16 protein-coding genes are annotated in these 13,542 nt (G+C 36.6%); all 16 read right to left on the bottom strand.

Annotated features, from left to right (window positions below):
- Positions 1–22: 22 nt before the first annotated feature.
- On the bottom strand, positions 23–241 hold the full coding sequence (locus GYA54_00370) for a hypothetical protein (GenBank protein NMC51169.1): 219 nt from the start codon (positions 239–241) through the stop codon (positions 23–25).
- A 4-nt stretch (positions 242–245) separates the two neighbouring features.
- Positions 246–419 (bottom strand): hypothetical protein, encoded by a 174-nt coding sequence (locus GYA54_00375; protein NMC51170.1) that lies wholly within the window; start codon positions 417–419, stop codon positions 246–248.
- Between the two features lie 24 nt (positions 420–443).
- The gene (locus GYA54_00380) at positions 444–1,382 is read right to left on the bottom strand and encodes a hypothetical protein (protein ID NMC51171.1); all 939 of its coding nucleotides are present in this window, start codon (positions 1,380–1,382) and stop codon (positions 444–446) included.
- A gap of 22 nt (positions 1,383–1,404) precedes the next feature.
- Positions 1,405–2,355 (bottom strand): virulence RhuM family protein, encoded by a 951-nt coding sequence (locus GYA54_00385; GenBank protein ID NMC51172.1) that lies wholly within the window; start codon positions 2,353–2,355, stop codon positions 1,405–1,407.
- Between the two features lie 55 nt (positions 2,356–2,410).
- Positions 2,411–2,773: a methionine-R-sulfoxide reductase gene (locus GYA54_00390; GenBank protein NMC51173.1), complete on the bottom strand. Its 363-nt coding sequence runs from the start codon at positions 2,771–2,773 to the stop codon at positions 2,411–2,413.
- A 4-nt stretch (positions 2,774–2,777) separates the two neighbouring features.
- Positions 2,778–4,295, bottom strand: a complete 1,518-nt coding sequence (locus GYA54_00395; GenBank protein ID NMC51174.1) for an AlwI family type II restriction endonuclease — start codon at positions 4,293–4,295, stop codon at positions 2,778–2,780.
- Positions 4,296–4,299: 4 nt separating this feature from the next.
- Positions 4,300–5,205, bottom strand: a complete 906-nt coding sequence (locus GYA54_00400) for a Dam family site-specific DNA-(adenine-N6)-methyltransferase (protein ID NMC51175.1) — start codon at positions 5,203–5,205, stop codon at positions 4,300–4,302.
- Positions 5,202–7,010: a DNA repair protein RadC gene (radC, locus tag GYA54_00405; GenBank protein NMC51176.1), complete on the bottom strand. Its 1,809-nt coding sequence runs from the start codon at positions 7,008–7,010 to the stop codon at positions 5,202–5,204. The genes GYA54_00400 and radC overlap by 4 nt, the downstream gene beginning before the upstream one ends.
- 5 nt (positions 7,011–7,015) lie before the next feature.
- The gene (locus GYA54_00410) at positions 7,016–7,930 is read right to left on the bottom strand and encodes a transporter (GenBank protein ID NMC51177.1); all 915 of its coding nucleotides are present in this window, start codon (positions 7,928–7,930) and stop codon (positions 7,016–7,018) included.
- 257 nt (positions 7,931–8,187) lie between these two features.
- Positions 8,188–9,474 (bottom strand): ATP-binding protein, encoded by a 1,287-nt coding sequence (locus tag GYA54_00415; protein ID NMC51178.1) that lies wholly within the window; start codon positions 9,472–9,474, stop codon positions 8,188–8,190.
- Positions 9,475–9,664: 190 nt separating this feature from the next.
- The gene (locus GYA54_00420) at positions 9,665–10,081 is read right to left on the bottom strand and encodes a DUF2202 domain-containing protein (GenBank protein NMC51179.1); all 417 of its coding nucleotides are present in this window, start codon (positions 10,079–10,081) and stop codon (positions 9,665–9,667) included.
- Between the two features lie 324 nt (positions 10,082–10,405).
- The gene (locus tag GYA54_00425) at positions 10,406–10,765 is read right to left on the bottom strand and encodes a hypothetical protein (GenBank protein NMC51180.1); all 360 of its coding nucleotides are present in this window, start codon (positions 10,763–10,765) and stop codon (positions 10,406–10,408) included.
- Between the two features lie 100 nt (positions 10,766–10,865).
- On the bottom strand, positions 10,866–11,984 hold the full coding sequence (locus GYA54_00430) for a FecR domain-containing protein (protein NMC51181.1): 1,119 nt from the start codon (positions 11,982–11,984) through the stop codon (positions 10,866–10,868).
- A gap of 93 nt (positions 11,985–12,077) precedes the next feature.
- Entirely contained in the window at positions 12,078–12,338 is a 261-nt protein-coding gene (locus tag GYA54_00435) for a hypothetical protein (GenBank protein NMC51182.1), read from the bottom strand.
- Positions 12,339–12,791: 453 nt separating this feature from the next.
- Entirely contained in the window at positions 12,792–13,310 is a 519-nt protein-coding gene (locus GYA54_00440; GenBank protein ID NMC51183.1) for a hypothetical protein, read from the bottom strand.
- A 57-nt stretch (positions 13,311–13,367) separates the two neighbouring features.
- A partial coding sequence (locus GYA54_00445; GenBank protein ID NMC51184.1) for a death-on-curing protein occupies positions 13,368–13,542 on the bottom strand: 175 nt, incomplete at its 5' end.

A 13,542-nucleotide genomic window follows, 5' to 3' on the forward strand; every position in this document is an offset into this window, starting at 1 on the left:
ATAAAATTATTTATTAATTATTTTATAATTTCTCAATCTCTTTCCAGTCCTTGTCCGGCAGATAGATAATAATGAGACCAATCGCGATACCCGCGATCGCCGTCCAGATATGACTGCCGCCAAAAAGCCACTTATCTACCTCATCCAAGGCATACCAGATGCCCCGCCAGATCAACACTATACCGATGATAATAGACAAATTTTTGGCCAGACGCGGCCAGTTGATTTTGTTTTGTGCCATATTTTTATTTATTAATTTTATTTTTTCTAATTTTAATCAACCCCACCATGCCTAAAACAAAAAATATCACCCCCAGAAGTTGCGCGCCCGGGCTGTCGTCGTAGCCGCCATAGATAAATATAAACACCCCAAACATCATGGCTAGGATATATAAAATTATTTTCAAATATTTATTCATAATATCATCTCCGGCTCAATTTAACTACTGGGCATATTTGTCATAAAACTGCGGTACTTGGCATTGCACAAAACCCACACAGTCATTGGGTGTTTTAATATCCGTGGCATTGATACACTTGACCATCTCTTTGGGCCAAGTGGGGCATTCTTCCATGCAAGTATTGTAGGCATCAGTCAAATCAGTAGCTGTCACATCCTCGGTATAGGCGGCGCAGTCTTTGTGTCTCTGACAAGCATCGCTACATTTATCAGAAATAATTTTTTTGACTGGCTCTGCTTCTTGGCACAAATCTCTCAAGGCTTGCAAAATATCTTTTATATTTTGGGCATTGTCGTCCATTTGAAAAATATTTTCATTGGGATCAATGATATTGATTTCATTTATTTCCGGCAAAGGTGGTACATCAGAAGTCAGCTCGGGCACTTCCGAACCGGGGCGTCCTGGATTTATTTCCGGCATGTCTGGGATATATTCGATTGATTCTACGCCAATGTCTGGCAAAGGTGGAACATCGGAAGTCAATTCCGGTACTTGCGACCCTGGCACTTCTATATTTTCCGGGCTAATATCTGGCAATGGTGGCACGTCGGAACTTAATTCCGGCACTTCTGATCCGGGCCGACCCAGTGGATTGTCGCCACTTAATACTACAGGCTCTACATCTGGCAACTTGGGTACACTGTCCAGCCATTGTTTTTTACGCTCGGCCAAATCTGCCAACTTTTTTTCTAAAGCATCTATTTTTTTATTAGTCTCTTTTTTATCGCCACAATTCATCCCAGCCGAGTTTTGCAACTCTTCGGCTTCAGCCAAGAGATCTTTATAATCAGTCACGATTTTTTCCGGCGTGTCCAATTCTTTTTGACCAGAATCAATCAAAGTGTTTTTCAAAAAAAAGCCAGCCGCGACCAAAACAACGACCGCCACCGCGCCAATGATTATTTTTGGGATAGTGTTCATGTGGTTGTGATTAATTATTATTTTATAAATTTTTCAATCTTTTGACACTCTCATTATATTTCTTCAGCTCTTCTCGGACTTTATTCTCCATTTCCAAGTGTGAAATATCACCGGTGTTATTTAAAATTTCCTTATCATTTAAAATTAAAAAATCATCCAGTTTTTGAATCCAATCTTTCATATACATGACTCTCTGCTCCACACTTTGCAATTCAGCAAAAGATAAAAATTGTTCCACCAATAAATTCAATCTCTTTAATTCCAATTCTTCTAAATAATTTTTGGCAATTTGGGCTTGCTCGCGCGTAATAACTTCCCCTTTCCAGTTGGTCAAACCCATATTTTCTTTTTGACTGTCCACTCGGTGGGAAATTATTTCCGCCGCGGTGAGTCCGGTAATGGCAAAATGAAATTTATTCTGCACCGTGGCAAAAAACTTTTGGGCATAATCTGTTTTGAAATTGTAGTCGGCGCTCGTGGCAAAAACATCGCGGACTTTTTGATAGAAATTTGCTTCTGAAGTTCTGATTTTTCTAATTCTTTCTTCCCATTCTTCAAAATATGTTTTGCGCACTCTGCCCTCGGCTAGTCGTTCGTCATCCATCACAAAACCTTTTACTATGTATTCTTTCAATTTTTGGGTGGCCCAAACGCGAAATTGCGTGCCACGCAGAGAATTTATACGATAGCCAACGGAAATTATGGCGTCTAAATTATAATGTTTTACAAGGTAATTTTTACCGTCAGTGGCAGTTACCGAGTATTCCTCGGTAACTGAATTTTCGTTTAATTCAGCCTCTTTAAAAACATTTTTTAGGTGCAGACTGATATTATCCACAGAACAATCAAAAAGCTCAGCCATTTGCTTTTGCGAAAGCCAAACAGTCTCATTTTTTATTTGCACCTCAATTCTTGTCTCACCATCCGCTGTGCTATAAATAATGATCTGATTATTTTTATCTTGTTCAAGCATATTTTTTAAAAATATTTCCAGCTTTTTATTTTTTCCTTGAGCCTAAAATTATTTTTTATTTGCCTTCAATAAATTTTAATGAAATGGAATTGACACAGTGACGGATGTTTTTGTCAGTCAAATGTTCGCCTTGAAATATGTGTCCCAAATGTCCGCCACAGCGAGCGCAGGTAATTTCGGTTCTGATTCCATCAGCGTCCAGAGATCTTTTGACCGCGCCTTCTATTTCATCATCAAAACTCGGCCAACCACAAGTGCTTGCAAATTTGTCTTGGGAATTATAAAGCGGAGCATGGCACTGCCGACAAACATACACGCCGTGGGCGGTGTTGTTCACATACTCGCCCACAAAAGGTGCTTCAGTTCCCTTGTCAATTATCACCCGCTTTTCTTCGGGAGTTAGTTTGTTTAATTGCATAAAATTATATAGTCACTTCATTTAAAGTGGTTTTCATCTCAAGACCATTAACCAATTTATCAATATTCAAAATCCTCACTTCCAAACCATCTTTTTTGATGAAATCAAAATAACGTTCGGTATCAATAAAAGATTTTGGCGAGATAAAGACGGAATATGATTTTGTACCTCTTTTTACATATTCCTCAAGGTGGCGATGTATGGAAAACGACTCTCTAATATGTTGCTGTGTTCCCGTTAGCAAGGTTACTTCGACTAAAACCGTGTCTTTATCTTCCAAACATTCAATATCAGGACTTCCGCCAGAAGCGAAGCTCGTCGGCAATCCTTCGTCATCTGAAACAAAATTTGGTTTTACGATAACATTCGGTAATTTTTTAAGGATTGCCAAGGATGTCAAAAATTCCAAGCGCAATGGCTGTTCAATAACTTTCAAGATATCATCACTTGAAGATTTTTTCTGTGCCAAATTAAGCAGTTCGTTTTTAATAGATTCCCAAGCGTAATGATTAACCCATTTTTCCAATTCCGCTTTTGTGGTTTTTGCTGGGGCTTTAAATACTGAAAGTGTTGAAATTAAATCGTGATCAACTTGCCCGATGTATTTAAAAAATTCTTTTTCCGTTTTAAATTCCTTGTAGGAAATATAGTTTTTCAAAATATAATCTACGGTCGCAGATTCCTTTGTATTTATATCTATAAAACGACCTCCGCCACGCAAAGAAAACAAGCCAGTCAAGCGCATTTTTCGTATAAAATCGTCAGGATAATCGCCGAGAATTGAATTATCATCTCGCTTTGTTTCGTTTAATAATTTATAGCAAAGATCCAAAACTACTTCGTTACTGGGCGTGTAGCTGTGCTTTTTGCGTAGTTTCTTTATCTCTTTATATAAACCCTCGGCATTGTCATCCTGCCAGCATAGCAATAACGGTATTTCTGCTCTGGATATACCAGCTCCTTTGTACGCAGGATCATCATTCAAAAGTTTTATGGTTTGTATGAGCAAAATAAGCGGAACATTTTTATTTAAAACACGGCGAAACGGATTTTGGCGTTGATATTTTGCAAAAGCATTGGCAAAAACCATTAACTCGTTTTCTGGTTTTTCCTTGTCCAATAACATTTTTCCGCTTTCGGAAAATTTTATTTCTTCATTTTGCCAATACCAAACAAGGCCAAGTTCTTTGGCGATTTTAAACCAAGTATCAAATCTTGATGGCCATCCTTTTTCAAATCCTGCTTCTTTGTGGCTTTGTGGATTATCGGAAAATACTTTTTCGGTCTCTGTTTCAGTTAACTCAACCTCGTTTTTCCATTTATCTTTTATAGCCGAAGACACCTTCATTGGCTGATATAATCCTTTTTGAATTAAGGATTTGGCGACTTTATCTATAATTTCATTTGTTAAAATTTCGCCGTCATATTCCGCAAGTACGGTTAAAAAATCCTTCAATCGTTCAGGATTTCTCATTGTAGTTGTAAACAGTAATGGCTTGTATTCAGATTGTCGTTTATTCATAAATTTAATAGTTAGTGATCAAAACTTCCTTAATTATCTTTTTGCCGTTGTTATGATAATTAATGTAGTTGCTTTCAATTTTGTGTACTTTATATTTTTTCATCCATTTCAGCAGTAGGTCGTTTTTACTTCCGTTATAGTGAGTAACATTTGATAAGGCAAACTTAACCCCCTTTTTGTCTAAGTCATCAATTATTTTTAATAAATCGGCCTCTGATTTTTGATTCCATAATTTATTATATTCACTTGCGGATATTAAATATGGAGGATCTAAATATATAAAATCATTTTTTGAATATTTTTTGTCCGAAAAAAACTTTTTAAAATCTTTTGAAGTTATAGATATTTTTTTATCATGCACAAAATCAAAGTATCCGTTCAGGGCGTTAACCACATTTTTATTAAAATCAACATTACCAACAGGTAAATTAAATTTTCCTCCGCCATTAAATCTTAACATTCTATTGAATCCGTAAATAAGCAGAATATACAAAATCAGAGGGTCATTTTTCTGATAATTATTTACGCACAATCTCAATTTATCGTATCCGTCTTTATTAAATCTTGCGTAATAAGTTTTTTTAAATTCTTTTTTTAGCGAATCAGGGACAATATCCTTTTTATATGAATGCGAAAGTTTATATTTATGGATTATTTTTTCAGCGTCCTTAAAAAACCCTTCTGGATTTTTTGCACTAGCGATTAAAAGCTTATGAATATTGATTAAGTGTTTGTCTATATCGTTAAGAAAATATTTTTTCGCTTCAATATTCAAAAATACTGTGCCTCCGCCGACAAAAGGTTCATAAAAATTATTTATTTCTTTGGGAAATAAATTTACCAATTGTTTCATCAGCTTGTATTTGTCCCCGACGTAAAACAAAGGGGATCTTCTTATTTTGGTTGTCATATTTTTGCCTTTGTTACGAAAAGATATTCTTTGTGATTATTAAAATTAGTATTGCCTGCGTTGAAATGCCTATAATTTTTTTCAAAAACCTTTGTTGGGCCTTTTTTTTGTAAAATCTGTTCAATCTCTTGGAGTGTGATTTTATTTTTTGAGGAGTTGCTTTTTGAATCGTATGTATTGTTGTACGAAACGACTAAATATTTTGCGTCAAGGTCTCTCACGAGTTCTGCAAATTTATCTTTAGCGCTGTTTCGACAATAATCGCTCATATTTTCCGGTTCTGGCTTTAGAGCAACACCAAAAAGTTTTGGTTTGTCCCATTTAGTCAAGGTTTCAAGTACATGATAAAATCTGCTGTATTGTCTTGAGTTGTATGGCGGGTCAATATAAACGACATCAGCATTTATTTTTTTAGCTAAAGCGTTCGTATCTTCTTGAAAAATTGATATTTCTTGCGTGTCTATTGGGTCAATCGGTTTCATGAAAAAACTATCATTGATAAATTCCTTTTTGAAATAAGCGTCAAAATGTCCAACCGTGTTGGCGATTTTATCGGCGGTATAAAGCAAAGAAGCGATTAACATGTAATATTCTCGTTCAGTTAAATTATTTTTATTTTCTTCTATATTTTCGCGAATAAAGCCGATAATTTTTGCTGAATTTTTGCTGAAAAATTTGCCACCAAAATTTTTGGAAAAATAGTTTTCCTCTAAATCATCGCCATAAATATTATTATAGCTTTTGATGATGTTATCTATTTTATTTTTATCCCATTCCTCATTTCCGAAAAAAGCACGATATATTGCGTAGTTTGAATGTAAAAAATCATTTAATAAAACTTTTTCAAAGTGTTTGGTTGCAACAGCGGATACAACACCCGTTCCTGCAAAAATATCTGCAAATGAATTTCCGCTACATTCTTTGTTGATTATAGAAAAAATCCATTCAATTAACTTGTGTTTATTGCCAATATACCTGCGATTGTGTAGCTGGAGATGGTTTTCTCTTACTTGTGGAATGTAAAAATAATTTTCTTGGATTTTTTCGGCGGTTATCTCATAGGATGGTCTTTCAGTTTCAAACATAGTAAAAAGCGTGCCCTGTATTCCATCTGCGACATAATCAACACTTGCTTTTTGTTTATTTAATTTTTCGTAAAAGCTGTAATGGTCGTTTTGGGAAACGACAATAAAATCAATAACAGGTATTCCCATTATTTCGCCAGCCTGTACTATTTTTTCAATAATTTGGTTGTCTTTTTCGCTTGGTGAAGAATCGCCCGAAGGGTGATTGTGAACCAAAATAACGCTGGCGGCGTGTAATTCAGTTGCGGGATAAAAAATTTCTCTCGGATGTAGCAATGCTTTGTCTAAAAGGCCGACGCTAACAATTTCTTTTTTTAACAAAGCATTTCGTGCGTTTAAATAAAGACAAACTAAATGTTCTTTTTTCTTATCCCTTAAGTCGTAAGTAAGGGATAAAACATCTTGAGAATTTTTTATAACAATCTCGTTGGTTTTGTTTTCGTCGTAAAATCTTTTTACTAATGAAATTGCGGAAGCAATTTGCAATGCTTTTGCTTGTCCGATTCCTGAAATTTCCAAAAGATCATCAACGGTTATATTCAAAAAGTTTTTACCGAATTTTTTGATAATATTCTCAGAAAGTTGTTTAACATTTTTACCTTTTATGCCACTACCCAAAAGAATTGCCAAAAGATCACTTTTTGAAAGTGCATCAGCCCCTTTTTGTAAAAATCTTTCACGGGGTCTATCAGTTTTTGGAAGATCCTTTATTTTTGTCATGGATATTATTTACTTAAATCATAACTTTTTTTGATAAGTGCAAAAACTGCTTCAATCTCGCTTTCTCTTTCAAATTTTATTTCATAATCTCCGTTACCCCAATGGCCAACATGTTTGGGCTTAGTTAAATCTCTGGCTAAATTTTGAGGATCATCAAGCTGTCCACTTCTTACATTAAGAAAAATCTTTAATTCATTTTTCATTAATACAACATCTGTAAAATTTGTTGACGTCTTATAGGCAATATATTTTGCCTTTGCTTCTTCAGTAATATTTTCGTCCAATGACATTATTTTCTCTCGCAAAGCTTGGAATAGACGAGCGGTTTGTCTGTGAGTTCTCGCAAGATGATAATTTATAGAATATGTTTTTTGCAACTGTTTATTTTTTTCTTTCCCCTGTTTCGCTTTTTTGACTATGTTTGATGTGGAAATTCTAACTTTCTGATAATTTTCTGGTTCAACATATAAAATGTTTTCATCATAAATACGGTAACGTAAAAGTTCAATATTTATAGGTAATATGTCTGCTGTGTCAAGATCAAATTTATTATAACTTTCAGCAATACAGATAACGCGAGGAGAATCCCAATCAATATCAATATCTATTTTTTTGTTTTGACATAAAATTTCAAAATCAGCCTTATGGTCAAGTAGCCAACGCAGATACGAAAGTCCTTGATTGATAACATTATCGTTTTGGTTTTTCTTGTATTCAATTATGCAAGGTGAACCATTTTTATCTATACCAAGTGTATCAATTCTTCCACCAAAACTTGTCGAGTATTCATGAGCAAGAAAAACAATATTTAAAATTTCGTCTAAGTTCGCCTCAAATAATTCTTGAAGTTTACGCTCCAAATCCAAATCCCGAGCAACTAATTTTTTAACTGTTGAATTATTGATTTTAAATAGTGCCATATTTTTTTATTAATTCTTCATATTTTCTTTATTTTGTCTATCCTCCAAAGGCGGACGGGCAGTTAAATTATCACCGCCGATGACGAAATGATATTTATACTAAAATTATCTCACTTTATTATTTTCCATTATTACCCCCGCAATTCTCGAAGGGCATATTATTATTGAACCAACTTTTTACCTACACCTCTCAAAAGCTTTTAGATGTTTTTGTTCTGAAGCGTTTATAAGGTTGGTAAACACAACTTTCATAGTGACTAAGAAGCTTGAGTTTCTTCGGTAAGCCATTCCCACAATGGCTTAAAATGTATGGTTGCCCCGTCTTTTTCTACTTCCTTTTTTTCATCCCAAGTGAGCACAGTGAGTTTTTTCACTTTCAGTTCACCACTTGCTTCAAACAACGCCTTTGTTTCCCTTTGTTCCACATCTGAACTTAGAGACTCATAACAAACCTGTATGAGTTCGGTAACTTCCGCTCCATTTTTGACAACAAAATCAACCTCGCGGTCATTCCGAGTTTTGTAGTAAAACATATCTCTGTTTGGCTTGACTCCATGCTTCACTAATTCGGTAAAAACAAGATTTTCCATAAGTTTGCCTTTATCCGGAGAATGCTGGATTGCTTTTGCAGTTATAAAACCATTATCGACAGCGTACACCTTTCGGGGAGACTTTATCCGCTGTACGGATTTGGGTGAATATCGAAGTAGAGAAAATATAAGATATGCTTCTTCTAGATATTTTATATATTTTTCTATGGTGGATGCGCTCTTCAAATTTAGAATTTCAAGAATTTTACGTATCGTATATGGATTAGCAAAATTGTTTATCAAATGTCCGCCTAAGTTTGCCACTTGAGTAGAAAATTTAACCTTGTGCCTTTTGACCACATCTTTAAAAACCAAAGCATCAAACAAGACTTCAAGATAATCCGATGCGTCAATGTTGTTGACCACCACCTCTGGAAAGCCACCATTAACAAGATAGTTTTCCATGAGATTTAAAAGCTCGCCACGCTGTTGCGGTAGTGCGCTATATTCCTCGCTTATCTGAAATTTCTTTGAACGTAAAAATTCGTTGAAATCAAATGGCAGTATTTCTATTGGCATATGTCTGCCAGTCAAGTGTGTGGCCAGCTCTTTTGAAAGTAGGTGGGCATTAGAGCCGGTGAGCACCATATTATATCCTTCCCGATGCAGTCGATTAACAAAGAGTTCCCAGTTTGGCAGATTCTGTATTTCGTCAAATAAAATAGTCTTTACTTGACCATACGCGGCATGTAACTCCTTCATCAGTTCATCAGTAGCTATCCCGCCCGCGCTTGATAATACTTCGTCATCAAAATTAAAGTACATGAAAGGACGATCCTTCAAGAGCATGAGAGAAAAGACGGATTTGCCAGCCCGACGAGGCCCTAAGACAACTTTTATTAAGTTTGAATCCAGCCACTTTCTGGCAAATGGCTCTTTAGTTCGGCCTATGTACGAAAGGGTTAAAAGTTGCTCTTTCTGCATTTTTTGGTTAGAAACTATGTCTTTAAGCATATTATTTTATTTATATTGGACAAAATAAGCTTTTTTTGTCCACTACAAGTAGTATAATGGATATAATAAGAAAAAGCAAGGGCTTAAAAATACTTTTTAAAAATCACAAAAACTACTAAGAAAGGCGTGAATTTGTCTCCTTTTTTGATCAAATTCACGCTGTTTTACATAAATCTAAAAGAAATTCTTTCTAATTACACCTCTCAAAAGCTACTAGATGTTTTTGTTCTGAAGCATTCATAAGGTTGGTAAACACAGCCTGTATATCTTCATAACCCTCTGCCATCGGCAATAACTTTTCTCTATATAGCTTGGCATTGGCAATCTCGGCCTCTACACCTGCCCCACAAGCTTGCTGTAATGTACTTTCGGCTGAAACTTTGCCCGCCCAATTGTCAGCTGGAATTTCTAGGCCGTATTTATCAAAAAGCGATTTGTGAGAAGCAATATGTTGTTCTTCGGCGCGGATGATCATAGAGAATGGCCTGACCAAACCGAGCTTGGCAATGGTTTTTTCATAAAGCGCGTGAGCTTTGTATTCATCATTTATGGCTTCTACCAAAGCTTCTTTGGCTTCACTTGATAAACTACCAGCGGGATATTCCAGGTCATTCACGGCCAGACATTCATCAGCCAAACAATTGGCTTTGTTTATATTTTGTTTTTGAGCGATTACTTCTTGATCTTGAACTTTGCCCGACAGATTATTTTTTTGGGATAATGCCAAAGCATAACCGCCAACAATTCCGACAACCAACACTGCCACGATGATTAAGATGATTTTTTTGTTCATATTTTTTATTATTTAATTAGTATATTTATACTGAAATTATCCCACTTTTCCTTATTTTTAGCAAATAAATCCAGCACTAAAATTTAGTGCTGGATAAAAAACCCTGCTCTTTGGGGCTTTTAAGTTCAGTAAATAATATTACAAACAAGTGGCGGCCTTCAAGGCATCAGCCGTAGTCGGCGCCGCGCCTTTTAATAACTCGGCGGCCCGAGTAGCCCCCAATTTTTCCTGCAAACAAGCCTGCTGGGCCGGCGTGATTTCTGTCGGCAAGGTAGCCGGATCAATCCCAATATCGCGCAGTTGTTTTTCCTGACTGACATTGAGCAAAGGATGATCATATGTCTCGTCCATCTGGACACTCTGGGGCGCTATTTTGTATTGGATCACCCCTCTTAGCCCCAACGGATTTTTGAACCAGATATACAAACCCAAAGCAACAATCAAAACTACGATGGTGATAAAAACAATCAAAAACACTTTGAGAATTTTCTTTAACATAATATTGAATTTTTAGTTTATATTAGAATTATTTCACTTTAAAGGTCAAAGAGTATCCTTAGTTGTAACTCTATATTTTTATTCCCCTAATTTTTAAACTTTATTTCTTTCTCTTTTTCACCACCCACACCGCACCAATAACAATAGCCAAAGTGATAATGGCTGGCAGAGCCACATCACTTTTACTTTCTGATTTATTTTCTTCTATTTTATTTTCTGTTGGCGCAATTGGTTTATTCTCTGTTTCCGTGCTCGGGTCAAATTTTGTTTTTTCGCCAAAACCCCGGAGATCCACCGCGAGTGATTCACCAGTGTTGACCATTTCTGTTTTTCCATCGGCTTTATCTCGAAATTCCACCGTGCCTTCAATCACTTTGAGCGTGGTTGTCTCGCCTGTTTCTATCATTTCAAAAGTCGTGCCTTTGATGCCGGCCACAGCCTGACTGCCTTCAAAATAAATTTCTTCACCTTTGACCATTTTTTTGACATTGGCCCAAATATTACCAAACAAAAGTTTAATTTTACTTTTTTCTTTTATTGTTTCATTGATAACCAATTCTGTTTCTGGTTTCATGGTAAAACTGGTGCCGCTTTGCAAAGAAATTTTGAGCGTGCTGTCTTCGCCGGTTTTTAATTTGCAGTGATTATAGATAACTCGACCCATCTTGAGCACATCCCAAGCTTCAAAATCTGGCGGACAAGCAATTTCTACTTGGCCAGAAATATCTGCAGGGCGCACGCCAGAATCAGTCAATGGCGCGTCTGGATCATATTCCGCTGGTAAGTCTTCTTCGTCTATTTCAAAAATAGAAGGATCACTAACCGTCATGTGCACTTGCACTCCGGGAATACTCAAATCAAAAGTTCGTCCGTTTTTCAAAGGCACACTAAAAGATAGTCCTTCATAATTGACAAAAGTGGCCACGCCATTTGGCCCGCCAGAAAAAGTACCTTTAAGTTCATAAGGGTTGCCTTCACGGTCGCCATCATCAAGCGAGATATAGGCATCATCCACATAGGACAACGAGGATTCTGCAGCTTGGGCTCCTGCAGCAAAAAAACGCAAAGTACCCGGCGCTTCCAAACCAGAATAACCTTGCATCATAAATGTGCCATGGGCCACGCCTTTTTTGAACTCTTCTACTTTGGCCTCACCAAAATTGGTGTTGCTAGAAAATACCAAGATAAAGAGTAATAAAAATTTGAATATTTTAGACATATTATTTAATTTAATTATGGCTCTTTTGTTTTATTTTGGCAAATAAAAAAGGCCTTGGGCAAAAATCCAAGGCCCGTTCGAGTCCTCACTTTTTTATCTTATGGTTCTCAACATTTTTTCCGGCGTCGGCGGGGCGATTGGTGGCCAACTGGTATCGTCCCTGCTATTAATGACGCAATATCGACGGAGTTCTGTCTCCGTCATGTGGCCATAGTTTATCCGGCCGGAAGTCTTGGCCAAGAGGTAAATTGACAACACGACAAAGACATATTGTCCCGATGTCATAAAAAAACCTCCTAGGCCAGCAGTCACAACTGCCAGCCACCCGAAGAAATCGCTGAACACTTTTTGCATAAATCTTCCTCCTTTTAGGATTCAAGGTATTTTTAAATAAAAAACTAACTTTTGGTTTTTATCATCTTCCCACTTTTACTTAATTTTGGCAAATAAAAATCCAGCACTAAAATTTTCCGCAAAATAAAAAAGGCTGAGAAAAACCCAGCCTTCGCTCCGCTAGCCATATCACCATATGTGACCAGCAGAGCACACGCAATTATCGTGCGACCATATTTTCACACAGCCACGACCGCATTGAGGGCACGCCCCGCAACTCCACGACTCTCTTCGCGGAGCAACCCTTAGTTTCCTTATCTTGATCTTGGAAATTACCAATTTTCTTCACCTCCTTTCTACGCTTTTTTTATTTTTTTGACTTTTCATAATACCCCTAAAAGTAATTTTTGTCAAATAAAATCCAGCACTCAAATTTGGTGCTGGATAAAAAGGCCGAAAAAACGCTATTTTACCTTAAAATTCTATCTCTGTTTCTGGCAAAAACTTTTGCAATTCTGCAATCTGCGCCGGCGTAAAAGTATTGCCAGTTAGTTTCAAAACTTTTAAATTATTTTTCAAATTAGCCATTTCATTTGGATAGGTATTGATCTGATTGCCACTAAAATCCAATTCCTGCAATTTTGAGAGCTGGCCGATCTCGGCTGGGATGCCAGTCAATTGATTATTGCTGGCTCGGACAATTTTCAGGCCAGTCATCTTGCGGATTTCGGCTGGCAGGGCGCCCGTTAATTTATTATTGGACACATCCAATATTTCCACGCCCGGATTGTCATTAAAAAATTCCGCGGTCAAACGGGTCAGATTTTGGCCGCTCACATCTAGAGTTTTACCAGACACCTTCTCCCCTGTTTTATTATTATTAACCAGCCCAGTGTTGTTATTGATATTATTATCAACGCCACTCGAGCGCGTCAGATAAAAAACTCCGGCGACCACCACTACTGCCAGAAGCACTAAAAATATTTTTTTCATAAAATTAATTAGTTAATAGTGTTTTAATTATTTCACCTTTACTAACCTCTTTCTATTTTATTTTTTCAATAACATCAAAACCACCCCGATCATTTTATCTTTATCTTGCGGGTCACTTTCAGCAATCAAAAGTGTCAGGGCAGTCAAAGCCGAAGGCGTCAATTCATCTGCATTTAATAAACCATATTTTTTCAAAAACCACACAAAAGCCAAAGCGCCAGAACGCTTATTA

The sequence above is a fragment of the Candidatus Kuenenbacteria bacterium genome, assembly GCA_012797775.1.
Classification (GTDB): Bacteria; Patescibacteriota; Patescibacteriia; order UBA2196; family GWA2-42-15; genus JAAZMX01.

Bases quoted from the DNA above. Each gene is read 5' to 3' on its own strand.
- GYA54_00435 (NMC51182.1), bottom strand. From the start codon at position 12,338: ATGCAAAAAGTGTTCAGCGATTTCTTCGGGTGGCTGGCAGTTGTGACT.
- GYA54_00370 (NMC51169.1), bottom strand. From the start codon at position 241: ATGGCACAAAACAAAATCAACTGGCCGCGTCTGGCCAAAAATTTGTCT.
- GYA54_00390 (NMC51173.1), bottom strand. From the start codon at position 2,773: ATGCAATTAAACAAACTAACTCCCGAAGAAAAGCGGGTGATAATTGAC.
- GYA54_00410 (NMC51177.1), bottom strand. From the start codon at position 7,930: ATGGCACTATTTAAAATCAATAATTCAACAGTTAAAAAATTAGTTGCT.
- GYA54_00440 (NMC51183.1), bottom strand. From the start codon at position 13,310: ATGAAAAAAATATTTTTAGTGCTTCTGGCAGTAGTGGTGGTCGCCGGA.
- GYA54_00380 (NMC51171.1), bottom strand. From the start codon at position 1,382: ATGAACACTATCCCAAAAATAATCATTGGCGCGGTGGCGGTCGTTGTT.
- radC (NMC51176.1), bottom strand. From the start codon at position 7,010: ATGACAAAAATAAAGGATCTTCCAAAAACTGATAGACCCCGTGAAAGA.
- GYA54_00395 (NMC51174.1), bottom strand. From the start codon at position 4,295: ATGAATAAACGACAATCTGAATACAAGCCATTACTGTTTACAACTACA.
- GYA54_00415 (NMC51178.1), bottom strand. From the start codon at position 9,474: ATGCTTAAAGACATAGTTTCTAACCAAAAAATGCAGAAAGAGCAACTT.
- GYA54_00425 (NMC51180.1), bottom strand. From the start codon at position 10,765: ATGTTAAAGAAAATTCTCAAAGTGTTTTTGATTGTTTTTATCACCATC.
- GYA54_00400 (NMC51175.1), bottom strand. From the start codon at position 5,205: ATGACAACCAAAATAAGAAGATCCCCTTTGTTTTACGTCGGGGACAAA.
- GYA54_00385 (NMC51172.1), bottom strand. From the start codon at position 2,355: ATGCTTGAACAAGATAAAAATAATCAGATCATTATTTATAGCACAGCG.
- GYA54_00375 (NMC51170.1), bottom strand. From the start codon at position 419: ATGAATAAATATTTGAAAATAATTTTATATATCCTAGCCATGATGTTT.
- GYA54_00430 (NMC51181.1), bottom strand. From the start codon at position 11,984: ATGTCTAAAATATTCAAATTTTTATTACTCTTTATCTTGGTATTTTCT.